At 58.0% G+C, this 24,271-nt stretch carries 17 protein-coding genes; 6 read left to right on the top strand and 11 right to left on the bottom strand.

Going from position 1 to position 24,271, the window contains the following annotated elements:
* Position 1: 1 nt before the first annotated feature.
* Together ACNT1W_RS13880 and ACNT1W_RS13875 are read right to left on the bottom strand one after the other, a co-directional pair.
* A complete protein-coding gene (locus tag ACNT1W_RS13880) occupies positions 2-1,414 on the bottom strand; it encodes a glycoside hydrolase family 1 protein (protein ID WP_017892759.1) in 1,413 nt (470 codons plus the stop codon).
* Positions 1,411-3,276 carry a beta-glucoside-specific PTS transporter subunit IIABC gene (locus tag ACNT1W_RS13875; RefSeq protein ID WP_419245712.1) on the bottom strand — a complete coding sequence of 622 codons (1,866 nt, stop codon included), beginning with the start codon at positions 3,274-3,276 and terminating at the stop codon, positions 1,411-1,413. The genes ACNT1W_RS13880 and ACNT1W_RS13875 overlap by 4 nt, the downstream gene beginning before the upstream one ends.
* Positions 3,277-3,860: 584 nt before the next feature.
* On the opposite strand from ACNT1W_RS13875, the gene ACNT1W_RS13870 reads away from it, so the two are divergent.
* The gene (locus ACNT1W_RS13870; protein ID WP_419245711.1) at positions 3,861-5,030 is read left to right on the top strand and encodes a cupin domain-containing protein; all 1,170 of its coding nucleotides are present in this window, start codon (positions 3,861-3,863) and stop codon (positions 5,028-5,030) included.
* Between the two features lie 36 nt (positions 5,031-5,066).
* Here the strand turns inward: ACNT1W_RS13870 and ACNT1W_RS13865 are convergent, their stop codons facing one another.
* The 3 genes from ACNT1W_RS13865 to ACNT1W_RS13855 are packed head-to-tail and all read right to left on the bottom strand — an operon-like array spanning position 5,067 to position 9,062.
* The gene (locus tag ACNT1W_RS13865; RefSeq protein WP_419245710.1) at positions 5,067-6,371 is read right to left on the bottom strand and encodes a c-type cytochrome; all 1,305 of its coding nucleotides are present in this window, start codon (positions 6,369-6,371) and stop codon (positions 5,067-5,069) included.
* Between the two features lie 11 nt (positions 6,372-6,382).
* Positions 6,383-6,841, bottom strand: a complete 459-nt coding sequence (locus tag ACNT1W_RS13860; protein ID WP_012145048.1) for a (2Fe-2S)-binding protein — start codon at positions 6,839-6,841, stop codon at positions 6,383-6,385.
* 13 nt (positions 6,842-6,854) lie between these two features.
* The gene (locus ACNT1W_RS13855) at positions 6,855-9,062 is read right to left on the bottom strand and encodes a xanthine dehydrogenase family protein molybdopterin-binding subunit (RefSeq protein ID WP_012145047.1); all 2,208 of its coding nucleotides are present in this window, start codon (positions 9,060-9,062) and stop codon (positions 6,855-6,857) included.
* Positions 9,063-9,383: 321 nt separating this feature from the next.
* Here ACNT1W_RS13855 and hpxO point away from each other — a divergent pair, with 321 nt between their 5' ends.
* Positions 9,384-10,541, top strand: coding sequence for an FAD-dependent urate hydroxylase HpxO (hpxO, locus tag ACNT1W_RS13850; protein WP_419245709.1), 1,158 nt, complete (start codon positions 9,384-9,386; stop codon positions 10,539-10,541).
* 32 nt (positions 10,542-10,573) lie between these two features.
* On the opposite strand, the gene ACNT1W_RS13845 is transcribed toward hpxO, so the two are convergent.
* The 6 genes from ACNT1W_RS13845 to ACNT1W_RS13820 form a co-directional block, all read right to left on the bottom strand.
* A complete protein-coding gene (locus ACNT1W_RS13845; protein ID WP_419245708.1) occupies positions 10,574-12,709 on the bottom strand; it encodes a peptidase domain-containing ABC transporter in 2,136 nt (711 codons plus the stop codon).
* A gap of 2 nt (positions 12,710-12,711) precedes the next feature.
* Entirely contained in the window at positions 12,712-13,980 is a 1,269-nt protein-coding gene (locus ACNT1W_RS13840) for an HlyD family secretion protein (protein WP_259189196.1), read from the bottom strand.
* A 736-nt stretch (positions 13,981-14,716) separates the two neighbouring features.
* Positions 14,717-18,292: a molybdopterin-dependent oxidoreductase gene (locus tag ACNT1W_RS13835; RefSeq protein WP_012145043.1), complete on the bottom strand. Its 3,576-nt coding sequence runs from the start codon at positions 18,290-18,292 to the stop codon at positions 14,717-14,719.
* Entirely contained in the window at positions 18,285-18,827 is a 543-nt protein-coding gene (locus ACNT1W_RS13830) for a (2Fe-2S)-binding protein (protein WP_012145042.1), read from the bottom strand. The genes ACNT1W_RS13835 and ACNT1W_RS13830 overlap by 8 nt, the downstream gene beginning before the upstream one ends.
* A gap of 78 nt (positions 18,828-18,905) precedes the next feature.
* Positions 18,906-19,379, bottom strand: coding sequence for a MarR family winged helix-turn-helix transcriptional regulator (locus ACNT1W_RS13825; protein ID WP_012145041.1), 474 nt, complete (start codon positions 19,377-19,379; stop codon positions 18,906-18,908).
* 65 nt (positions 19,380-19,444) lie between these two features.
* On the bottom strand, positions 19,445-20,503 hold the full coding sequence (locus ACNT1W_RS13820; protein ID WP_012145040.1) for a 2,5-dihydroxypyridine 5,6-dioxygenase: 1,059 nt from the start codon (positions 20,501-20,503) through the stop codon (positions 19,445-19,447).
* A gap of 328 nt (positions 20,504-20,831) precedes the next feature.
* Here ACNT1W_RS13820 and ACNT1W_RS13815 point away from each other — a divergent pair, with 328 nt between their 5' ends.
* From ACNT1W_RS13815 to ACNT1W_RS13800, 4 genes are read left to right on the top strand one after another with little or no spacing between them, the layout of a single operon-like run.
* Positions 20,832-21,983: an FAD-dependent monooxygenase gene (locus ACNT1W_RS13815; RefSeq protein ID WP_012145039.1), complete on the top strand. Its 1,152-nt coding sequence runs from the start codon at positions 20,832-20,834 to the stop codon at positions 21,981-21,983.
* Complete coding sequence (locus tag ACNT1W_RS13810) at positions 21,980-22,774, top strand: alpha/beta fold hydrolase (RefSeq protein WP_012145038.1); 795 nt, start codon at positions 21,980-21,982, stop codon at positions 22,772-22,774. The genes ACNT1W_RS13815 and ACNT1W_RS13810 overlap by 4 nt, the downstream gene beginning before the upstream one ends.
* Before the next feature lie 16 nt (positions 22,775-22,790).
* Positions 22,791-23,543, top strand: coding sequence for an Asp/Glu racemase (locus ACNT1W_RS13805; RefSeq protein ID WP_012145037.1), 753 nt, complete (start codon positions 22,791-22,793; stop codon positions 23,541-23,543).
* 9 nt (positions 23,544-23,552) lie between these two features.
* Positions 23,553-24,188 carry an N-carbamoylsarcosine amidohydrolase gene (locus ACNT1W_RS13800; protein ID WP_261129007.1) on the top strand — a complete coding sequence of 212 codons (636 nt, stop codon included), beginning with the start codon at positions 23,553-23,555 and terminating at the stop codon, positions 24,186-24,188.
* Positions 24,189-24,271: the final 83 nt, after the last annotated feature.

Genomic DNA, 24,271 nt, shown 5'->3' with positions numbered 1-24,271 from the left:
TTTAGCGTTGCCGGCCATCGGAGGCAATCAGCCGTTGATACCAGTCAAAACTGCGTTTTTTAATTCTCCGCAGATCTTTCAGATCCTGCTCACCCCGGTTGACATAGACAAACCCGTAACGCTTGGCATAGCCCTGATGAGTGCTGACCACGTCTATCGCCGCCCACGGACAATAGCCGATCAGTTCTACCCCGTCGTTGATCGCCAACTGCATCTGTTCGACATGCTGACGCATAAACTCAATGCGGTAATCGTCGTTAATTGTACCATCGGCCTGTAACTCATCCGGAGCACCGATACCGTTTTCAGTAATTAATATTGGCAAATGATAGCGTTCGGCCGTTTTGCGCAGCGTTAGCCGTAATCCGACCGGGTCGATCACCCAGCCGTAGCGGGTTTTACCGACGAACGGATTCTCCGCTGCACGGTAAACTCCCGATTCCCCCAGCATGATTTGCTGATCGCCGGCGCGCGCGCTGATATCGGAGGCGTCGCCACGGCTGGCGGCAATGGTGGCGGTAGAATAGTAGTTTATCGCCACATAGTCCGGTTTGCCCTGCAGCAACAGCGCCGCATCGCCCGGCTCCATCTGCGGAGCCAGTTCGCGGTCCAGCAAATAACGCCAGGCCAGCGGGTTGTAGCGGCCATGCACCGCCACATCGAGGAAACTCCAGCAACGCAGCGTCTCCCAGTTATGGGCGGCGATAGCATCCAGCGGATGGCAGGTTTCCTGATACATCGAAGTGGTGTTAATCGCCGGGCCAATCTTCCCTGCGGGGCAGCGCTGGTGACACAGCGCCATCACCCGCGCCTGGGCCACCAGCATATGGTGGCTTTGCTGATACAACACCCGTTTGGACGGCAGTACGCCACCCTTTGGCGTACCAATGGCCCCAGGGTGCAGGATCATGGTGTTTTGTTCGTTGATAGTCAGCCAGTACTTCACCCGGTCGCCAAAGGCGTCGAACAGCACCCCGGCATAATCGACAAAGGCGTCGATGGTGGCGCGATTAGACCAGCCCCCCTGCTGCTCAAGCACATAGGGCAGATCGAAATGATACAGCGTCACCACCGGCTCGATGCCATGGCTCAGCAGTTCATCAATCAACTGGCGGTAGAAATTCAGCCCGGCAGCGTTGACCTCGCCAGTGCCATTGGGCAGCACCCGCGTCCAGGCAATGGAAAAGCGATAGGCCTTCAGCCCCAACTCGGCAAACAGTTTCACGTCCTCGCGAAAGCGATGATAGTGATCGCTGGCCACCTTAAAGTCGGCGGTGCCTGGCGGATGATCGAGCATATCTACAATCGACGGGCTTTTGCCATCTTCGTCCCAGGCCCCTTCTACCTGATAGGCGGAGGTAGAAGCCCCCCACAGAAAATCTTTGGGGAAATCGTTCAGTCGTTGATAAATCATGCCGGCTCCTGCTGCGCATTATTCAGGCTGATAATCGGTTCGCCAAAGCCGATTCGACCCGGCTGACGGCAACTCAACTGTGGGAAATCTTCGCTGTTGACCACCAGTACCGGCGTGGTGAGGTCGTAACCCAGCGCAGCAATCGCCGCCAGATCAAAACGCACCAGTTCATCCCCCATCTTGACCCGGTCGCCAATTTTCAGGTTGGAGCTAAAATGCTGCCCTGCCAAATTAACCGTGTCGATACCGATGTGCACCAGCAGTTCAACGCCATTATCCCCCTTGATACCCACCGCGTGCATTGAAGGCAGGAAGGTCACCACCTCACCGTCCAGCGGCGCACGCAGCAGCCCTTCCTGCGGCCGTATCGCTACGCCCTGGCCCAGTAACCCCTGGGAAAAGACATCGTCGTTCACCTGGTCCAGCGCTACCAGTTGGCCGGACAGCGGGCTGAAAATCTGCTGTTCAGCGTCGCGGTGAGAGGCCGTCACCGCCGTCTCCTGCTCTTCGACCGGATCTTCAAAACCGAGGATCCAGGTCAACGCAAAGGTCACTACGATAGCAATGGCGCAGGTGACCAGCGCATGGACGAAATTCATCGGGTTTTCACCGATAAACGCCGGTAGTGCTGCCAACCCCGGGGAGACAAAGGCATAACGCACCAGCCCGCTCAGCCCGGCATAAACACCGGCACAGCCACCACCGATCATCGCGGCAATCAGCGGTCTGCGCAGCTTAAGCGTCACGCCGTACAGCGAAGGCTCGGTGATACCCAGCAGCGCGGTGAAACCGGCAGAGGACGCCAGTTGGCGCAGGTTTTTGTTTTTGGTACGGAAGGCCACGCACAGGGTGGCCGCGCCCTGCGCAATATTGGAGGCCAGCATGCCCGGCCCGTTAATCATTTCGAACCCGTTTTTGCTCAACTGACCGGTCGCGATCGGCGTCATCGCCCAGGCGGTGCCGGTGATCACCAGGAAGGGTTGCAGCCCGCCCATCAGCATCGGGATCAGCCAACTGGCCTTACCGTCGACGATCGCCGCGCCGGCGGCAACCAGATCGTTAAGGAAAATGCCGAACGGGCCTACCACCACCAACGCCAGTGGCGCGGTGACCAACAGAATAATCATCGGCTTGGTGAAGAACTTGATCATCGTCGGCGAAACTTTTTCGGCAAAGCGCTCGATATAAGACATCAGCCAGACGGTGAAAATAATCGGCAGCACCGAACCGGCATAGTCGGCCATTCGCACCGGGATACCAATAAAATCAATCGGAGCTCCCGCCGCCAGCATCTGCGCCAGATTGGGGTGCAACAACACCCCGGCGATGGTCATGGCCAGTATCGGGTTACACTCGAACTTGATCGCCGCGCCATAGGCCAACAGCACCGGCAGGAAGAAGAAAGCCGCATCGGCAATGGTGTCGAGCAGGTGATAGGTCGGGCTGGCGGCGTCTATCGTCCCGGTCAGTTTGAGGATCGCCAGCAGCGCCTTAATCATCCCCGCGCCGGTGATCGCCGGGATCACCGGGGTAAAGGTGGTAGAGATCACGCTGATGATCTGTGAAACCACTCCGCCGCGAGCCTGTGATTTCTTATCGCTCTGTCGCCCCTCGAGAGCGCCGATTTCTTTTTGTAGGGTGCGGAAAGTTTGCTGCACGTTGTTGCCGACCACGATCTGGAACTGGCCGCCGCGCTCCACCACGCTGATTACCCCCGGCAGGGCCTCAATCGCTTTCGCCTCTACCAGGCTGTCATCGTTAAACTCCATGCGCAGACGAGTAGCGCAGTGCGTCAGTTTGCTGACGTTGCCCTTGCCCCCTACCCGCGCCAGTATTTCCAGGCCCAGCTGTTTGTAATCCATAAAGTTTCCCCGTAAAAAAACAAAAAAAAAGACCAAAATCAAAATGCGCCTCATCGCAATGAGAGGTGCATTCCTATTTTGGTCTTGCCTGCCTGAGCAGTAACACGCCGTAATAAAAATGTCTGGCGATCGCTAAGATCGCGGCGAAAGTATCGTCATAGTTGTGATTTTTCGGCAATAGCCTGCGTTAAGCTTTGTGATTAACATCACTAATTTTCGAAAATGCACTGCAATGTTGCCCACCACGCCCCACTTTAGCGCATTGGTTGAATTAACCGATTAAAATAACACTGACAAAAAAATGCCCGCCTAAATAAATTAACTCTGTTTATTATTTATTGAACAAAAAACACAATTAAATTGATACCGATGCATTATTATTTAATAGTAAATACAATAATTACAGCCTCTCTCAATTGGTAACACAAACAAATAAATTATTTGCGGTGAATACGGCCTAAGCCACTATGATTTAACCGTCGCCGAGCATTTTAATGCGGCAATAACACACCTGAATCCAATAAAACCAACAGATAAATCCTGCCGATATTTTGGCAGGCATTCTATATATTGGAGAAAGTCATATGTTATCGCGTCGTGATATATTAAAAGCCTCTGCGGTCAGCGCAGCCGCAGCCAGCGTAATGGGCGGTATGCTTAAATCCGCCAGCGCCGACGAACATCGCAATATTGTCCCGCCCAGTACTTTCCAACCCGCCGCAGAGGCACAAGACCTTTATAAATATGTCTTTGCCAACAGCAAAAAACGCAGCCTGCCCAGCGGGTGGGCCAGAGAGGCCACCGTCGAACAATTCCCGATTTCTGAAGGCGTTGCCGGGGTGGATATGACGCTGGAGCCGGGCGGTGTCCGCGAACTGCACTGGCACGCCATTGCCGCCGAATGGGCGTTTATGCTGGAAGGCCATGCCCGCATCACCATCATCGACCCGGAGGGCAAGTGTGAAGTGGCGGACTTCGGCGCAGGGGACGTTTGGTATTTTCCCAAAGGTTACGGGCACTCGATCCAGGCGCTGGCGGACGGCGCGCACTTTGTTTTGACCTTTGATAACGGCCATTTTTCCGAGTTTGGTACTTTCAGCATTACCGACTGGGTGGCACACATGCCCAAAGAGGTGTTGGAAAAAAGCGTCAATATGCCGGCAGCGGTATTTTCCAAAGCAAAACAGGGTGAGGCCTATATTGTCGGCGGTGCGGTTCCCCCAGCTCTGCCTCTGCCCAGCAGCGACGGCGGCTTGAATAACTCTCCGTTGGCCCACCGTTATGAACTAATGAAGCAAAAACCTTTTTTTGAAAATGATGCAGGCAGCGTTCATTTGGTATCGTCAAAAGAATTTCCCATTTCAACTACCATGACAGGAATTATCGAAATCGTTAAACCCGGTGCCGTTCGGGAATTGCACTGGCATCCCAACGCCAATGAGTGGCAATACTATATTTCCGGCAAGGGCCGCATGACGGTATTCAGTTCACACGGCCATGCGCAGACCGCAGAATATGCACCGACAGACGTCGGTTATGTCCCGCAGGGTTTTGGTCATTACATTGAGAATATGGGCGATGAGGATCTCAAAGTGCTAATCGTACTGGATAACGGTATTTATCAGGATATTTCGCTGTCTGACTGGCTGGCAAAAACCCCGGCCTATCTACTGGCAGATAACTTCAATAATCAGATTGCCGACTGGCAAGATCGTCCCAGGGACAAACTGGTAATGTCCCGCCGTAAAAGCTGATGGGTAGCGAGGGGGCGTTAACCCCCTCGCCAAGGGTTACTGCTTACGCTGCTCCGTCACCTGTTTGGCGGTCACCTTGCCTTGTTTTTCACCAAACTGGCCCACCACGTAGTTGGCTACCGCAGCCACTTCTTCGTCCGAGTATTGGCTACCAAAGTCCGGCATAAACTCGTGCTGCTCACCAATGCTGATGCGCGTACCTTTGAGGATCGCCTGCACCACGCTACGGCCCTGCGGATCGTTAACCGCGGTGCTGCCAACCAACGAAGCATATTTACTCTGGCGACCGGTACCGTTCCACTGGTGACAACCGCTACAGTCCCCGGCGAACAGCCTGCGGCCCAGCGAATCTTCCTGCCCACCCGGTAATACCGCGCTGGAAGAGGTCGCGCCCTTCGGCTGCAGATTCACCGCGCTGGCACTGTCGGTGGCGATCGGCTCGATATTGCGCAGATATTTCACCAGGGCCTGGTTGTCCTCCGGCGTCAGGTACTGCAGGCTGTTTTCCACCGCTTCCGCCATCGGGCCGGAAGCACTGCTGCGCCCTTCCGCATGGCCGGTGGCCAGATATTGCGACAGTTGCTGTTCGCTCCAGGCGCCAATACCGGTCTGCCGATCCGGGGTAATATTGCCGGCGAACCAGCCCTGGATCACCTCACCGCTGAGGTTTTTGCTCTGATTAATGCCAAAACCCAGATTGCGCGGGGTATGGCATTCGCTGCAGTGGCCCAGAGCCGTCGCCAAATAGGCCCCGCGATTCCATTGCTCATCCTGATTGAGGTTCGGCTCGAAGCGTTTTTCGTTGAAGAACGCCAAATTCCAGAACTTCATGCCCCAGCGCTGGTTGAACGGGAACGACAGACCGTTTTCCGGATTCGCCTGCTTCACCGGCGGCAGGCTGAACAGATAAGCCTTGATTGCCAGCACGTCGTCACGGCTTAACCCAGTGTAGGAAGTATAAGGCATGGCCGGATACAGATTCCCCTGTGGACCGACGCCTTCACGCACCGCACTCACAAACTGATCGTCACTCCAGCCACCGATCCCGGTTTCCGGGTCGGCGGTAATGTTGGTGCCGTAAATGGTGCCGAATGGCAGTTTAAAGGCAAAACCGCCGGCGAAAGGTTTGCCGCCAGGCGCCGTGTGGCAGGCCACGCAGTCGGCGGCACGTGCCAGATATTCACCGCGGGCCAGCTTATCGCTAATGCTCGCCGGGGCCCCGGCGATAGGAGCAGCAGGCTCCGGGCCGACCGGACGTAACAGGGTATAAAGCGCGTAACCTCCCGCTAACACCACTATTGCGACAATCAGCCATAACAGCCATCTCAGGGCGTTGCTCATGGGTTTCTCCCTTAATCCAACGCCTTGGCGGCCTGGTGAATGGCGGCGCGAATGCGCACGTAGGTAGCGCAGCGGCAAACGTTGCCACTCATCGCCGCGTCAATATCTGCATCGCTCGGGTTCTTGCTTTGGGCCAGCAGTGCGCTGGCGCTCATGATCTGGCCGGACTGGCAGTAGCCGCATTGCACCACGTCCAGATTGACCCAGGCCGCCTGCACCGCTTTGCCCGTCGGCGTTTCGCCGATCGCTTCGATGGTGGTAATTTTCTTGCCCTCGGCGGCAGAGACCGGCGTCATGCAAGACCGCACCGGCACGCCGTCCAGATGAACGGTACAAGCGCCGCACATCGCAATGCCGCAGCCAAATTTAGTGCCGGTCAGCCCGGCTTCATCACGCAGGAACCACAGCAGCGGCATATGCGGGTCGCCATCAAACGTCAGCGGTTGGTCGTTCACGGTTAAAGTTATCATGCTGTTCTCCTTGTCAGACGCTGGCGTCACTGTTGGGACGGTGTAAAGGCAGGCTCAGTGAACTGCGGGGCCGCCCGAGCAGCGCCAGAGCATTCCCGACCGCCGGGGCAATGGTCGGCACACCCAGTTCACCCACGCCGGTCGGGGCCTCGCTGGAAGGCACGATAATCACCTCTATTTCCGGCATTTCATCGATACGCAGCGGGCGGAAATTGTTGAAGTTGGACTGCTCAACCACCCCGTCTTTTAGCGTAATGTTGCCGTACAGTGCGATGCTCAGACCGTAACCAATGCCGCCTTCAATCTGCGCGCGGATCACATCCGGATTGACCGCGACGCCGCAGTCCACCGCACACCACACCTTGTGCACCCGTGGAATGCCGCCTTCGCCGATCGACACCTCGGCAATCTGCGCCACCCGGGTATTAAACGCCTTGGCGACGCCAACCCCCCGCGCCCGGCCATCCACCACCTTCGCGCCCTGCCAGTTAGCGGCTTTCGCCACCGCCCGTAATACGCCAGCCTCACGCGGCGCATCCCCCATCAGTGCCAATCGCCCCTCTACCGGATCCTGCCCGGTTTCCTGCAACAGTTGGTCGATAAAGCTTTCCACCGCGTGGCCGGTGTGGGTACTGGCCACCGACCTCAGTGAGGTAGTGGGTACCTTGCCCGGCACGATATGGGCGTCGCAGCGGAAACTCTCGAAGGTATAAGGAACTTCGCTGGCACCTTCGATCATCATCTGATCGACACCGTTAACCACCAGTGCCGTCATCGCACTGTTGAGCGTCCAGGAATGGCCGACGACGGTGTCACTCCAGCCCACCACCTTGCCGCCGCGGATCGCCCCGCGCAGCCGGTGCAGGATCATCGGGCGATACCAGCCGTTGCGGATATCGTCTTCACGCGTCCACACCACCTTCACCCCGTGCCCAGGGCCAATCGCCTTGGCGGCCGCCGCCATGTCTGCGGCCAGATCCGGCCCCAGCTTCGGGTTACCCAGATCGATACGGCGACCAAAACTGCCGCCGGCTAAAATGGTTTCAATTTCTACCTTCTCCGGCGGCAATTGGAACAGATCGCACAGTTGCTGGTGATCGAGGGTTTGGATCTGGCAGCCATAACGCGCCTTGACGCTTTCGCCGTCCCAGAACAGATAGCCGTCCAACGGCTCCATCGGCGCATGGGCCACATACGGGAAGGTGTATTCCGCTTCGATCACTTTGTCTGCTTTATCAAAAACCTCGTCCGGCTGGCCGTGACTTTTCGCCACCGCACCGGGCTTTTGCGCCACCTGACGGAACTCGGCGAAAATCTGCTCGGTGTTGCGTCGCTCGGCCTGCGAGTCGTCCCACTCCACCTGTAATTTTTCACGCCCCTGGATCGCCGCCCAGGTATTTTTGGCGTACACCGCCACGCCGGTATCGGTCTGCTTCACCGCCACGACGCCCGCTACCGCCAGCGCCCGACTGGCGTCAAATGAGGCCACCTTGCCGCCGAAACGCGGTGGCTTTTTGATGGTCACGGTCAACATATCCGGCTCATGAATGTCCTGAGTGAATTGCGCCGAACCGTTGGTTTTGGCCAGCGAATCCACCCGGTGCAGGCCGCTGGCCTTGCCGATCAACGTAAAATTGGCGGGATCTTTCAGTGTCAGAGTCGCGGGGTCGGGTGGCGGTAACTGGCTGGCCAATACGGCAAACTCGCCGAAGCCCGCTTCACGCCCACTGGCGGCATGGCGGATCTTGCCCGCCTGCACGGTAATTTCCTGCGCGGAGGTTTTCCAACTTTGCGCGGCGGCCTGCACCAGCATTGCACGCGCCATGGCCCCCATGCGACGCATCTGCTCATAGGCATTGGCCACCGAACTGGAGCCACCGGTGCCCTGGAAACCGAACGACAGATTTTTATAGACGTTGGTATCAACCGGCGCGGCAACCACCCGCACCTGCGACCAATCGGCGTCCAGCTCTTCGGCGACCAATGTCGCCATGCCGGTATACACCCCCTGGCCCACCTCGGTATGTTTACTGATAACGGTGACAATGCCTTCCTGATCAATCTGCACGAAGGCATTGGCTGCATGAGGATTGTTTTCAGGCGCCGTGGCGGAGTTGGCTCGGGCCAGCGCACCGGTAGACGGCAGATAGGCACCGATCACCAGCGCACTGGCGCCGACGATAAAACGCCGCCGGGTAAGCGGGACTTCGGGTAGATTCATTGCTCATCGCTCCAAAATGCCGATCAACCTTAATCAATGCGGCGAAATCATTCTTTTTATGCGCGCCGTCTGCATACACCAGCGCGACGGGCTAATAGTTAGCGTAGTCTATTATTTTGTCTGTCTGGCATTCATGCGGGGTTTTCTATTGTGGATTTGTGCTATGCGCAATTGCATGCCTGGAACAGCTAAGGATGCCCCGTCACGGCCCATGGATTGCACCAAATTGCATCAAGCAACTGCCCGATAGCGCGCCAGCGCTCGGTTTGCGGACTGGTATGGAAATTGCTTCTCCCGATCATGGCTATGAGGGAGAAGCAGATGAAAGCAATTGTCATTGGTGGCGGCATCGGCGGCCTGTGTACCGCCATCGCATTACAGCGTGTCGGTATCGACACCGAGGTTTTTGAAGCGGTCAAAGTAATCAAACCGGTCGGGGCCGCCATTTCCATCTGGCCCAACGGCGTAAAATGCCTTAATTATCTGGGGATGAAAGAACCGCTGCGCGCGCTCGGCGGCCCGATGCACTATATGGCCTATCAGGAATACCTGCACGGTCAGACCCTGACGCGCTTTAGCCTGGATCCGCTGATCGCCAGCGTCGGCGAACGGCCGTACCCGGTGGCCCGAGCCGAGCTACAGGCGATGTTGCTGGACACCTATGGCCGCGATCGGGTGCATTTCGGCAAACGCGTCAGCGGCATTGAAGAAACTTCGCAGGGCGTGACCGCCTGGTTTGAAGACGGCAGCCAGGCCAGCGGTGATTTTCTGATCGCCGCCGACGGCACTCATTCCGCCATTCGCCCTTATGTGCTGGGCCACGGGGTGGATCGTCGCTATGCCGGTTACGTTAACTGGAACGGGCTGGTAGCCATTGATGAGTCCATCGCCCCCGCCGACCAGTGGACCACCTTTGTGGGTGAAGGCAAGCGGGTGTCATTGATGCCCGTCTCCGACAACCGCTTCTACTATTTCTTCGACGTTCCTCTGCCCACCGGGCTGGCGGAAGACCGCAGCACGGCGCGCGCCGATCTGCAGCGTTACTTTGCCGGCTGGGCCGAACCGGTGCAGAAACTGATTACCGCGCTCGACCCCGATACCATCAACCGCATTGAGATCCATGATATCGAACCTTTCGAACGGCTGGTGCGCGGGCGCGTGGCATTACTGGGCGACGCCGGGCACAGCACCACGCCGGATATCGGCCAGGGCGGCTGTGCGGCGATGGAGGACGCGGTGGTGCTGGCAATTGCCTTACAAACCAACTCGCTCGGCATTGAAGACGCGCTGTTGCGTTATCAGGAAAAACGCAGCCACCGGGTGAAGGACCTGGTGCTGAAGGCGCGTAAGCGCTGTGATGTCACCCACGGCAAAGAGATGGCGATCACCCATGGCTGGTACGAAGAACTGAAAAGCGAAACCGGCGAGCGCATTCTCTCTGGTATGCAAGAAACCATTATGGGCGGACCGCTGGCCTGACTCTGCCCAGCCTCTGCGGCAAGGCTTTACCGTCAAACGCTCAAACTGCGGATGCGCCCCGCCGCCAGTTCGATCACCCGGTCCGCCGTGGCGATGGTTTCCGGCCGGTGGGCGATCAGTAAAATGGGTAACCCAAGCTGGCGTAAGGTCTGGCCAATCAGCGTTTCGTTATTAACGTCCAAATGACTGGTGGCTTCATCGAGGATCAGCAACTGTGGCTGCTTGTACAACGCCCGCGCCAACAGTAAGCGCTGTTTCTGCCCGGCGGACAGGGTTCCCCCCATTTCGCCGATTAACGTCTGGTAACCCATCGGCAGTTTTTCGATGTCCTGTTCCAACTGCGCCAGACGAGCACATTCGCCAAGCTTTTGCTGATCAACCCGGGAAGAGAAAAACGTCATGTTTTCGGCAATGGAGCCGCGAAACAGTTGGTCCTCCTGCAACACCACGCCGATATGCTGGCGAACCTGTTGATAATCCCCCTGCCGGTGCTCGATGCCCAACGTGCGGATCACCCCGGCGGTCGGCGGATACAGCCCCAGTACCAGCTTGGCCAGCGTGGTCTTGCCGCAACCAGAGGCTCCGACCAGCGCCAGCACCTCACCGGGCATGATTTGCAACGAGACCTGCGAGAGGATCTCACGTTCGGTTCCGGCGTATTTAAAACTGACCTGCTCCAGGCTCAACGCAGGGCGATCGCTCGGCCAGACGCAGGTCGCTGAAGGCCCATTGGCACCACCTGCCGCCTGTGACGCCGCATCTTCACGCGCCGCGAGCACAATATCCGCCAGCCGTTGGTTATAGACATCCAGCATGCGGTACGCGACCAGTTTGTCGATCAACCCATTGATGCTGGACGAGAAGCGCCCCTGAAAGGACATATAAGCCACCAGCATACCCACCGAAAACTGACCGGCCAGCACCGCGCTGGCCCCCAGCCACAGCACCGCCGCCCCCACCACGCTGCCGATGACGGTCTGCATAATGCCGTACACCATCATCAGTTTGCTTTCGTGCAGTTGAGCATTGCGGCGGGCAACATTCAAATTACGCCAGACCGATTCGCGCGGCGTCAGCGCCCCATTGACCCGCAGGCTCAGCACCCCGCGCAGGCTCTCCAGAAAGTGGCTGGATTCCTGGGTACCGGCGACCCAGCTATCATCTGCCGCTTTACGCAGAGTACTGAACCAAAACAGCCGCAGCAGGCCATAAACCAGAGCGGCGGCCAACGCGACCAGGGTTAATTTGGCACTGTAGAAAAACATCATGGTCAGCGTGCCCACCACCAGTAACACATCCAGAAAGGCTTCGAGCAGCGTGGTGGTCAGCGTGTCCTGAATGGTGTCGACGGCATCGAATTTGGCGCTGATATCCCCCATATTGCGCGCCTCAAACCAGCTAATTGGCAGCCGCAACAGGTGGTGAAACACGTTCGCCGTCCACTGCATGTTGAAGTTGACCGCCATGGTGAGGGTCGCCCACTGTCGGGCCAGTTCCAGTAGCGTTTGGATCGCGGCCATCAGCAACATGGCGATGACGATCAGCGTCAGCAGGCTGGCGTCCAGCGCCACCAACACTTCATCAATCACCAGTTGGTTGATCAGCGGGCCAATCAGCGCAAAGACTTCGAGCGCCAGGGCGAAACAGAAGATCCTGCCCAGCGCCGATTTCAGGCCCTGAGTCTTGCCAATAAGATCGAACAGGCGGATCTTTTTTCGCTGATCTTTGACCGTAAACTGGTGAGTGGGCGTCAGTTCCATGGCAACGCCGGTAAAGTGACGGTTCGCTTCCCGCAGGCTCATGGTTACCGCACCACGAGCCGGATCGTGCAATTCCAGCCTCTGCCCTCGCACCCGTTTGAGTACCGTAAAGTGATTCATGTCCCAGTACAAAATGCAGGGCACCGCCAGCAGGTGCAATTCTTCAAGTTCCAGCTGCACGGCGCGCCCACTTAAGTGCAGCTGTTCGGCACAGCTCATCAACTGCGAAAATGTCATGCCGAGCTGCGAAACGTTAAATCGTGCTCGCAACGTGGGCAGATCAACCCGGTATCCATGCCATCCGGCAATCATCGCCAGACAGGCCACGCCACACTCTGCCGATTCTGTCTGGCGAATCAACGGCAGGCGCTTGCGCCATCCCCAGTTAATCACTTCGGTAACGTCCATGTTCAGATCCTTCCTTGCAGACTCCATAACGGTTCCAGCAGCCACTCGTACAGGCGGCGGCTGTCCAGCTCCACATCCGCAGACACGGTCATGCCGACTCGCAACGGCTCCTGTCGGCCATAGGCCGTAATGGTGGTTTTATCCAAGGCTACGATGACGCGGTAATGCCCTTCGTTTTCCTTCCACACCATCGGGTTTTGCAGCAACGCCTCGCTGGCGCTGAGGCTGGTGTCGGTTATGGCGCGGGTGACGCCATACTGCACGCCAAATTTTTCATAGGGGAATGAGGCAAAGCGCAGCCCCACTCGCTGCTGGGGCTTGATAAACCCCACCGCTTTGCTTGGGGCAAACAATTCGACCTGTAACTGTGCATCATCAGCGACCATCATCAGTAAAGGATCGCTTTGTTTTACCGTCTGACCGGCCCGCGCCAGTACCACGGCGATATGCCCATCCACCGGGGCGGTCAACGTATGATCGCGCTGGGCGCCCAGTTCGATCTCCTGCTGTTTAATGCCCTGTAACTGACGTTCAAGCTCGGCGTCACGCCCTTGCTGTTGTTGTTCCAGGGTCCGAAGCTCTGAGGCCGCCGCGGCAAGCTCGCGTTTTAGCCGCAGCTGCGCCTGTCGCTGGAGTTCAACCTTTTCCTGCGCCGTCGACAGCGTCATTCGCTGCTGCTGAAACTCCAGCTCGGAGACATAGCCTTTGGCGATCAGTTTGCGGTAGCGCTCCATCAACGAATGTGAAAGTTTCGCCTGTTGCTGAACCAGCAGCATTGCCGCGTCTGCGCTGGACAGCTCCTGATTGAGCTGCGCGATGCGTTGCCGTACGCCGGTTTGCTGCAGAACGCGGGTTGCCAGTTCTTGAGCGCGCTGGTGCTCCAGCATGCGATATTGGCGATTTAATGAATCAGAAACCGACGCCAGCGTACCGACGCCCTGCCCATTGAAATATTCGCCGCTGAGCCGATACAGCGCCTGACCGGCCTTGACCGCCGCCCCTTCCGCCACCAGCCTTTCGGTGACCTGCCCGGCGCTGCGGGCTACCACCTTGATCAACCCGCTGGACGGCATAACCACCCCCTCCAGCCGCGCTTTGCGGGTATATTCGCCCAACATTAGGAATAGCAAGATGGCCAGCACCAGCAGGACGCTGACCCAGGCATAGACGGTTAAACTGAGGCTGGCGGGGATAATCACTTCCCCCTCGGCCCTGGTGGCCTGAGCGGCAAAATAACCCTCGCGGTAAAGCTGGGGGGGACGTCCTGTCATTGGGGGTTATACCTTTATCGGCATTATAGGTCGATAATCATCTTACTGACCGCGACGCTTCCATTTACGGACCAATCCTTGCGCCGAGGTATATATTGACTTCATAAAAGTCATTGTCCCTAACAGCACGAAAAAATAAATCATCCACTTGGCCAATTCACAAGGGATATTGATTTTTAACAGACCGCTATATTGGCTAATCCCCACATTAAAAAACAGATTATGGGATAGCGTAACGGCAAGAATGACCATAATAAAAACCGACCAAAACGTCTTCACAAAAGACACCCATTCAACATTAATATGCAATAATACCAACATGTTATATAGAACACTCATACCAAATTAAATTCACACCACTCATATTAAAACCACATATTCAAAAAACGCAAGGCAGACATAGATATAAACACCATCCAGCATCGTGTCAATATATAAAACCATTTTCACCAATATAATAAACTCAACTAAAGCGAATATCTTATACGAGGCACTTAATTACACAGTTAGCAAGATTTCGATATTTTATCACCCAACTTCGTTTATTCATATTTTAAGCGCCGCCAAATTTGACATTCAATTCACAAGGCCAATAAACCATTAAATAAACGGCGGAGCAAAAGCCCCTCACCCCGGCCCTCTCCCTCGGGAGAGGGGGACGCCCACTTAAACGACGTCGTACATTCTTATTCAGAACTTTGCTTAACTGACCGGCATTACGCCCTTAGTGTGGAGATTAATGGCTGCCCGGATTGGCGCGTAGTCTGGCCACCTGCGCTTCCACATTGCGCCAGGCCGGTTTGTCACCGGCATAACGCTGGCGCAGGTAGTTCACCAGATCTGCCACCTGCCGATCGGAGAAACTGTCCTTAAAGCCCGGCATAAAACCCAGATCGGCGGTGGCAGGTTTGGCAATCCCCTGCAGGATCACCTTGATCAGGTTATCCGGTCGCTCACTGAAAATATTGGTGTTATTGGCCAGATCCGGACTGACGCCAAACAGCTGTGGCCCACCGGCAGCGGCACTGTGGCAGGCCTGACAGGCCCCCTGAAACAGACGTTCACCGGCCTGTTGCCCCAGAGCAGGTTGCAGACGGGTGGCCAGTTTGACCTGCGGCTCTACATTTAATTGAGCCGGACTGCTCAGGGATATCAGATAGTTGGCCATCGCCCGCACGTCAGACTCCGGCAACGTCGCCAGTTCGCTGACCACCGGCCCCATTGGCCCGGCCGCGACGCCGTGCTCGGCGGAATGACCGCTGCTCAGGTACTGGAACAGCTGTTCTTCATCCCAGGGTTTCTCCGCCGTGGCCAGTTGGTTCAGCGCCGGCGCCTCCCAGCCGTCCACCATCGCCCCGGCAAGGAAGCTGCTGCCCCCCTTTTCCGCCCCCATCAGATTACGCGGCGAATGGCAGGCCGCACAGTGCCCCAACCCATTGACCAGATAAGAGCCCCGGTTCCACTGGGCGGTTTGCGCAGGGTCCGGCTGAAACTCGCCCTGACGCAGAAACAGTGCATTCCAACCGGCCATCAACGGGCGGATATTGAACGGAAAACGCATCTGGTTAGCCGGATTGCTCTGCGCGACCGCCGGCTGCGACATCATATAGGCATACAGCGCCTGCATATCACCGTCGGTCATTTTGCTGAACGAAGTATAAGGAAAAGCCGGGTACAGATTACGCCCGTCGCGGCTGATGCCCTGACGCATCGCCCGGTCAAAAGCGCCAAACGACCAGTTGCCGATACCGGTCTCCACATCTGGCGTGATATTGGTGCTGTACAGGATGCCAAACGGAGTCTCCATTGCCAGCCCCCCGGCGTTGGTTGCCCCTTCCGAAGCGGTATGGCACACCGCGCAATCCCCGACGGCGGCCAGTTGACGACCGCGCTCCAGGGTGGCTGCCGACCAGGTACCCGAACCAGGGGTTGCCACCGGGGCAATCTCGGCACGCCACGGCAGTGCCGTAGCCGCTACGCCCAACAGCGCACCGAAAATACCGGCCGCACCGCCAAACCACCATTTACTGCGCCTGGGTTTAACCGCTGGCGCAGCTTGCTGTCGGGCGCTATCCGGGCCGTTCAGCGCCTCGCGCAGTCGGTCGGAAGTGATCGGCAACTCGCGGAAACGAATGCCGGTGGCGTCAAACACCGCGTTGGCAATGGCCGCGGCACTGGGCACCGAAGCAGACTCCCCGGCCCCCAGCGGCGGATCGTAAGGCCGTGGCATCATCACCACGTCCACCTCCGGTACCTCCGGGAAGGTCAGGATCGGGTAAGCCCCCCATTCCTTGCTGGAAATAGTCGATTCTTCGAAGGTCACCCGCTCTTTCAGCACCCGGCTGGTCGACTGGATCACATTGCCGTGGATCTGGTGACGCACGCCGTCCGGGTTGACCATCATGCCCGCGTCATGCCCAACCACAATACGCGTGACCGCCACTTCGCCACTGGCCTTGTCGATCGCCACATCGGCGACCCAGGCCGCCCAGGCGGCACCAAAGCCGGGGAATTTGCTGTGAATATAGCGCGCATAGGCAAAACCACGCCCGCGCAACACACCATCTTCCGCCGGGGTTTGCATCGGTTCGGTGTGCGGCGTCCAGCCAGCGCGCTCGGCGGTGCTGAGCATCAGTTCTGTGGCACGTTGATCCTTGATATAACGCAGCCGATATTCCAGTGGATCCACACCGGCCGCCATGGCCAGCTCATCAATATAGGATTCGTGCGCGAAGGTATTCGGCAGTGCCGACACGCCGCGCATCCAGGAGGCTCGAACGATGGGTGCCATGTCCTCAATGCTGACGCGCAGTTCCGGGTATTCATATGGCGGCACCGAGGTGCGGTCCCCCATCTCATAAGCCACCGGTACCGGTTCAACCATTCCGGTCAGCAACAACGCCAGCGTGGGTGCGCCATTGGACGGGTAATAAGTACGAAAATCATAGGCCACCGGGTGACCGTCGGCGTCCAGCCCACCGTCAACCTCCATCAACTGTGCCGTGCCCTTGGGTTCCCACAGGTGTTCCTGCTCGCGGGTGAGCTGCACCCGTACCGGACGCCCTACCGCACGCGACAATAACGCCGCATCGGCGCAGACGTCATCGGCACAGTTGCGGCCATAGCAGCCCGCCGCCTCCATGCGGATAATGTCGATCTGCTGTTCCGGGTATTCCAGCAGCCAGGCGAGATCGGCACGCAGCAGATGCGGGTTCTGGCTACCTGACCACACCCGTAACTGCTGCGGCTGGTAGTCCGCCAATGCGCAGGAAGGGCCGATCGAAGCATGCAGTTGGTACGGCCACAGGTAACTGCGGGTAAAGCGACGATCGGCGGCGGCCAATGCCGCATCCACATTGCCGGTGTCATGCACCACCCGTGTCGAATGCGGGTTATCACGCAGCGCCTGCGCCACGTCGGTCATCTGCGGCAGGTTACGCCGCCAGTCCTTCCAGCTGACCTGCAACGCCTCTGCTGCCTTGATCGCCTGTTCTTCGCGCTCGGCGACGATGCCGATAAAATCCCCGATCACCACCAGTTTGACGATGCCGGGAATATGGGCAATGGACTGCTCGTCCACCGTCAGCAGGCTGGTGCCGACAAACTCACCGCTGTCATAGCCGGCATACGGCGGCCGCACCACCCGGCCGTGCAGCATGTTCGGCAACCGCATGTCGTGCACATAGGTGGACTCGCCGGTGGCCTTGGCCGGGATATCAACGCGTGCAGTGCTGGTGCCGACCAACCGGTATTCGCCCTGCGGCTTGAGAGGCGCATCGCCGGAGACAGGCAGTTCTACATGCACGCCAGTGACCAGTTCGCCGTAGCTCACCGCCGACCCTTGTGGGCTGGTAATCAGGCCGTCGTTCAACGTCAGTTGCTCAACCGCAACGCTAAAACGCTGCGCCGCCTGTTGCAGCAGCCAGCGACGTGCCTCGGCGGCGGCATTGCGCAGCGGCACGGCAGAAATTTGCAACGTAGCGCTGGCGATGGTCGCGCCCTGATTCGGCGTGCTTTCGGTATCGCCCAGCACCATGCGTACCTGCTCCATACGCAGGTAGAGTTCTTCGGCGACGATTTGCCCCAGCGCGGTGCGCACACCGGTGCCGAGATCAACATGGCCGTTGAAGGCGTAAACCTCACCGCTGTCGCAAATGGCAATAAACAGCCCCTGCTCTTTGGGTTTCAGGTTCGGCGTCTGGCCTTTAGGCACCAGCCCCGGCGGCGGTTGGATCTGATCGATAACCAGCAAGGTGCCATGACGCTGCAATAATTCAGCCTGGCTCGGTACTGAGGAATGGGCGTCAGTCATGGGGCGAGGTTTCCTCACTGCGGCAGAGAATGATGGCGCGCTGAACCGCACGCAGGATTTCGATATGGGTGCCGCAGCGGCACAGGTTGCCGGACAGCGCCTGGCGGATTTCGCGGTCGCTGGGCGACGGATTGCGATCCAACAGGGCTTTGGTGGTCATGATCATGCCATTGAGGCAGTAACCGCACTGCGCGGCCTGTTCTTCGATAAAGGCACGTTGCACCGGGTGCAGACGGTCGCGATCGCCCAAACCTTCCAGCGTGGTCACCACGCGGCCGGTCATACCCAGCGCCGGGATCACACAAGAGCGTGCGGCAATGCCGTCGACCAACACGGTACAGGCTCCGCACTCACCCAGGCCACAGCCGTATTTCGGGCCGTTGAGCGCCAGATCGTTACGTAACACCAATAGCAGAGGAGTATCCGCCATTACCCGGGTATGAATATTTTCGCCGTTGACTGACAGCATCAGCGGATGCTCCGTCAGTGTTTTTACCGCGCCTTCCCTGGGCAATTGCACTTCAGCTATCGCCATTGTTGCGTCTCCGCCTGCGCTCTGGTTATTGTGTCGGCCCACCGCACTCACCAGACAACCGCAGTTGCGGGTGGCGAATCAGCCGGGCGGCTGGTCTTCCAGCATTTTATTGAGCAGGAACATCAGTGCTATACGTTCGGCCGGATTCAACGTACCGAAAGTTAATTCTGTGATCGTCGCCGCATGCGGCAGCGTTCCCGCCAGCAGTACGGCACCGGCGTCGGTCAGCCCGACCACCACTTTGCGCCGATCGACAGGATCCGGCATCACGGTAATCAGCTCGCGTGCTTTGAGCCGCTCGATAATGCCGCGAATGGTGGCCTGATCGACCGCCGTCACCTGTACCAGCTCGGTCAACGAACTCGGGCCCATGTCACGCACCGCGCACAGGGTAATAAACTGCACGGCGGTCAGTTGCGAATCCCCAACGTTTTGCTGGAAAATCGCCACATGGCGCTGATAAACCTTACGCAGCAGGTGCCCGACCTGTTCGGTAAAATGATAATTTTCAGTCTTGCCGCTCTCTGCAGCCGGGTATTCGGGGGGCGTCATTGCGTTACTCTCACCATCAATGGAAACCACCGAGAATAGTACAAACCCCTGCTTTTGGCAGCAAGTTAACTCTGGCTGACCCGCGATGCCGCCGGTGCCACCACTTCACCATCCGCCACCACCGTCTTGCCATCCAGACTGATGTCGCAATGACGTAGCGCGATATCCATATGGCACGGGGTTTTGCGCGTGCCGCCGACTTCGGTATTCGGCCCGGTGGAGAACAGGAAATTGCCGTAGAAAGCACGTGCATCCATACACATACCGTCGTTTTTATCGTGCAGCCCCATCGCCGTCCACTGCGCACGCGGCTGCAGGCCCCAGCCGATATGCGAAATGCCGTACACCTCCGGATCGTTGAAATACTTCATGTACTCCCGCAGATACTCCGCCTCGAAGCCGCCGTGAATGCGCGTCACAAAGCCTTTGTCGATCTCAAGCGTTATGCGTTCGCGCGCGTAACTTTTAAACGGCAGCAGGATATCGCCCACCTCCAGCACCAAAACCCCTTCTGCCTGTTCTTCATTCGGCCAGGTGAACAGGAAACCGCTCGGCCAGTGATCCCAGCGCCCCGGTTCGTCGGCATAGCCATATTCGGTCACCGTGGGGTATTGCCCCAACGGCGCACGGAAATCACTGCCGGCGGCAGACTTCACCTGCATCAAACTGGCACGCTCCAGCACCTCGGCGGCGGCCAGCACCCGCGCTTTATCCTCAACATTAGGCAACATGCGTGCCAACACCTCCGGCGGCTCGACGGCCAGCAGAATGCGCGTGCCGGTTTTCAGGATCTGCTCCTGTTCCGGCGAATGCAGCAACATCATGGTGTCGACAATCAGATCGGCCGCCTCCAGCGCACGTTGTGCCGCGTGGTTACCGGTCAGCGCCGTATCGCCACAGTAAGCCGTCATGTCATTGCCCATGGCGCGCGGATGGTTGAACGACGGCAGTTCTACCGCGTAAACCCTGGCACCCAGGCGCAGTGCCGCATCGGTGGCGGCGCGCACCGTACGCGCATCGGAATAGTGACTTTTCAGGATCGCCACGCTTTGCGAAGCATCAACCTTCGACAGCGTAAGCACCTGCTCGAACAGTTGTACCAACTGACTATCATTGACCGCCATGGTGTATCTCCTGTCTCGCTAAGGGTTGGTCGACGCAGCCAGCATCGATGAGGTTATTTTGCGCAAATTAAAGTGATCACGCTCTTTTAAACATCTAGACCAAAATCAATCGGGAAGCAAGCCCCCGTTTCCAGCCATAAGAAAACCCTATTTAAAGCCCTGCACATCCTGCTGTTAACATGAGTTTAACAGTAATGGCCGGTCAATTAGCGTGAGCCAGATCTAAATTAACACTTGTGCAACTTTGCCTTATTTAGCGTATACACTATAAATCGATCATCCGGCATCACTGCAGATGCCAGGTAAAAAACCAACAGTCAGGGGAATAATGATGAGCAAACAACAACGCATTGCCGTGGTCGGTGCCGGTCTGGGTGGCGCCGCCGCCGCCGGTCTGCTGCAAAAAGCCGGCTTTATCGTCGACCTGTACGAACAGAGCCCGGTGTTTTCCCGTCTGGGGGCCGGCATCCATATGGGGCCAAACGTACTGAAGATTTTCCGCCGTCTCGGTATTGAGCAACCGCTGGAACAAATGGCCTCGCATCCGGATTTCTGGTTCAGCCGCGACGCCGAAAGCGGTGACTATTTGTCGCGTATTGAACTGGGGGCCTTTGCCCGTAAAGAGTACGGTGCGGCTTACGTGACGGTGCACCGGGGCGATTTACAGGCGTTGCAGATGGCGGCCCTGCAACCGGGCAGCGTGCATTTTGGCAAGTGTCTGAGCAAAATTGAGGAGCGTGACAACCAGGTGGTGCTGAACTTTGCCGATGGCACCCAGGCCAGCGCCGATATCGTGATTGGTGCCGATGGTATCAACTCACGTATTCGCGAACATCTGCTGGGGGCAGAAGCGCCAACCTACAGCGGCTGGGTTGCCCACCGCGCGTTGATCCGCGGTGAGAAGCTGGCCAAATACAATCTGAGCTTTGAAGACTGTGTGAAGTGGTGGTCGGCAGATCGTCACCTGATGGTCTATTACACCACCCAAAAACGCGACGAATATTACTACGTCAGCGGTGTGCCGCACCCGGCATGGGATTTCCAGGGCAGCTTTATCGACAGCAGCCGCGAGGAAATGTACGAGACCTTCGCCGGTTATCACCCGATTGTGCAAGCGCTGATCGAATCCAGCGAACAGGTCACCAAATGGCCACTGTTGAACCGTAAACCCCTGCCGCTGTGGAGCGAAGGCCGCATGGTGCTGCTCGGCGACGCCTGCCACCCGATGAAACCGCACATGGCGCAAGGTGCGGCGATGGCGATCGAAGACGCCGCTATGCTGGCGCGCTGTCTGCAAGAAACCGGCCTGAGCGACTACCGCACCGCTTTCCAACTGTATGAAGCCAACCGTAAGGAACGCGCCTCCCGCGTGCAGGCCGTCTCCAATGCCAACACCTTCCTGCGCACTCAGGAAGATCCGGCCTGGGTCTACGGTTATGACCTGTACGCACAGGCGCTGAAATCGGAGAACGCCGCATGAGCCATTTTCTGTATGGCGCCAACGTGCAGGCCAACGGCATCCGCCAGCACTACCTGCGCTACGGTGGCCAGGGGCCGGTACTGATCCTGATCCCCGGCATCACCAGCCCGGCGATCACCTGGGGTTTCGTTGCCGAACGCCTGGCCGAGCGCTACGACACCTACGTGCTGGACGTTCGTGGTCGCGGTCTGTCCGCCAGCGGCCCGGATCTGGCCTATGACGCTGAAACCTGCGCCGAGGACGTCAACGCCTTCGCCGCCGCATTAAAACTGGAAAACTACGCCCTGCTTGGCCATTCGATGGGCGCGCGCTTTGCCCTGCGCGCCGCAGCACTGCAGCCGGATGGCGTACGGCGATTGGTATTGGTCGATCCGCCGGTCTCCGGCCCCGGCCGCCGTGAATACCCAGGCAAATGGCCCTGGTACGTGGATTCGATCCGCCAGTCATTGCAGGGAATGGACGCCGAACAGATGCGTGCCTACTGCCCGAGCTGGAGCGAACAACAGCGCCAACTGCGTGCCGAATGGCTGCACACCTGCTATGAACCGGCGATCCAGCGTGCCTATGAAGATTTTCATCAGGTCGATAGCCATCGCGATTACCCCGAGCTGCGCATGCCAACCTTGCTGATGGTGGCAGGCCTGGGTGGCGTGATCCAACCGCAAGACGAGGCAGAGATCCGTCAGTTGCAGCCGGAAATCACGTTGGTTCACGTCGAGAAAGCCGGCCATATGATCCCGTGGGACGATTTCGACGGTTTCTTCCGCGCCCTGGGCGATTTTCTGGATTAATCAAGGAGCCTTTGTCATGAGCAAAAATTACCGTATCGGCCAGATAGTGCCCAGTTCCAACACCACGATGGAAACCGAGATCCCGGCGATGCTGACCGCACGCCAGTTGATCCGTCCGGAACGCTTTACCTTTCACTCCAGTCGCATGCGCATGAAGCACGTCAGCAAGGCGGAGCTGGCGGCGATGGACGCCGAATCAGACCGCTGCGCACTGGAGCTTTCCGACGCGCAGGTTGACGTACTGGGCTATGCCTGCCTGGTGGCAATTATGTCGATGGGCCTGGGCTATCACCGTGAATCCCAGGCCAGGCTGGCGCAGGTCACCCAGGACAACAACGCCGCAGCCCCGGTGATCAGCAGTGCCGGTGCGTTGGTCAACGGCCTGAAGGTGCTGGGTGCCAAACGCATTGCGCTGGTGGCCCCCTACATGAAGCCGCTGACCCAAATGGTGGTGGACTATATCGAGCACGAAGGCATCGAGGTCAAGGTCTGGCGCGCGCTGGAGATCGCCGACAATCTGGCGGTAGGTCGTCATGATCCGGCCAATCTGCCGGGCATTGTCGCCGGGATGGATCTCAGCGGCGTCGACGCTATTGTGCTGTCCGCCTGCGTACAAATGCCGTCCTTGCCGGCGGTCGCTACGGTGGAGGCGCAAACCGGCAAGCCGGTGCTGACCGCCGCCATCGCCACTACCTACGCCATGCTGACCGCACTGGAACTGGAACCGATCGTTCCCGGTGCCGGGGCCCTGCTTTCCGGCGCTTATTAAGGAGGCAAAATGGCAGCCGATAATTCACTTACCGATAACTACCAGGGCGTTTGGGGCAACCGCATCGGTTTCGGCCAGCGTCCGGCACTGCTGGTGATCGATTTTATGCAGGGCTACACCACCGAGGGTGCGCCTCTGTTCGCCCCCGGCGTGGTCAGCGCGGTCGATGAAAGCGTGGCACTGCTGGCAGCCGCACGCCTGGCAGGAGTTCCGGTGATCCACACCAATATCCGCTATCATGCAGGGCATTTTGCCGATGGTGGGATCTGGGTGAAAAAAGCACCGGTTATGAAGGACATGGTGGAAGGTAATCCGTTGGCGGCGTTCTGCCCGCAGGTGGCCCCGCTGGCCACGGAAGTGGTGCTGACCAAGCAGTACGCCAGCGCCTTTTTCGGCACTTCATTGGCTCCGATGTTGGTGGCGCTCGGCGTCGATACCCTGTTGCTGGCCGGCTGTTCCACCAGCGGTTGTATCCGTGCCAGCGCGGTAGACGCGGTGCAACACGGGTTTCGCACCATCGTGGTACGTGAATGTGTCGGCGATCGCCACCCTGGCCCACACGAGGCCAACCTGTTCGACATCGACAGTAAATACGGCGACGTGGTGGCCAAACAGGAGGCTATCGCTTATCTGAAACGGTTGTAATCGAGAGTTTCACCTGCACGGAGTGCTGAAAAATCAAGAAGGCGCGACAAGCGCCTCGAAAGCAAACACACAACGCTCCTCCT

Origin of the sequence: Serratia sp. NFX21, from assembly GCF_048517035.1 — a bacterium.
GTDB lineage: Bacteria > Pseudomonadota > Gammaproteobacteria > Enterobacterales > Enterobacteriaceae > Serratia > Serratia quinivorans.
The sequence above is the reverse complement of the archived record's forward strand: the minus strand, read 5'-3'. Positions and strand labels throughout refer to the sequence as shown.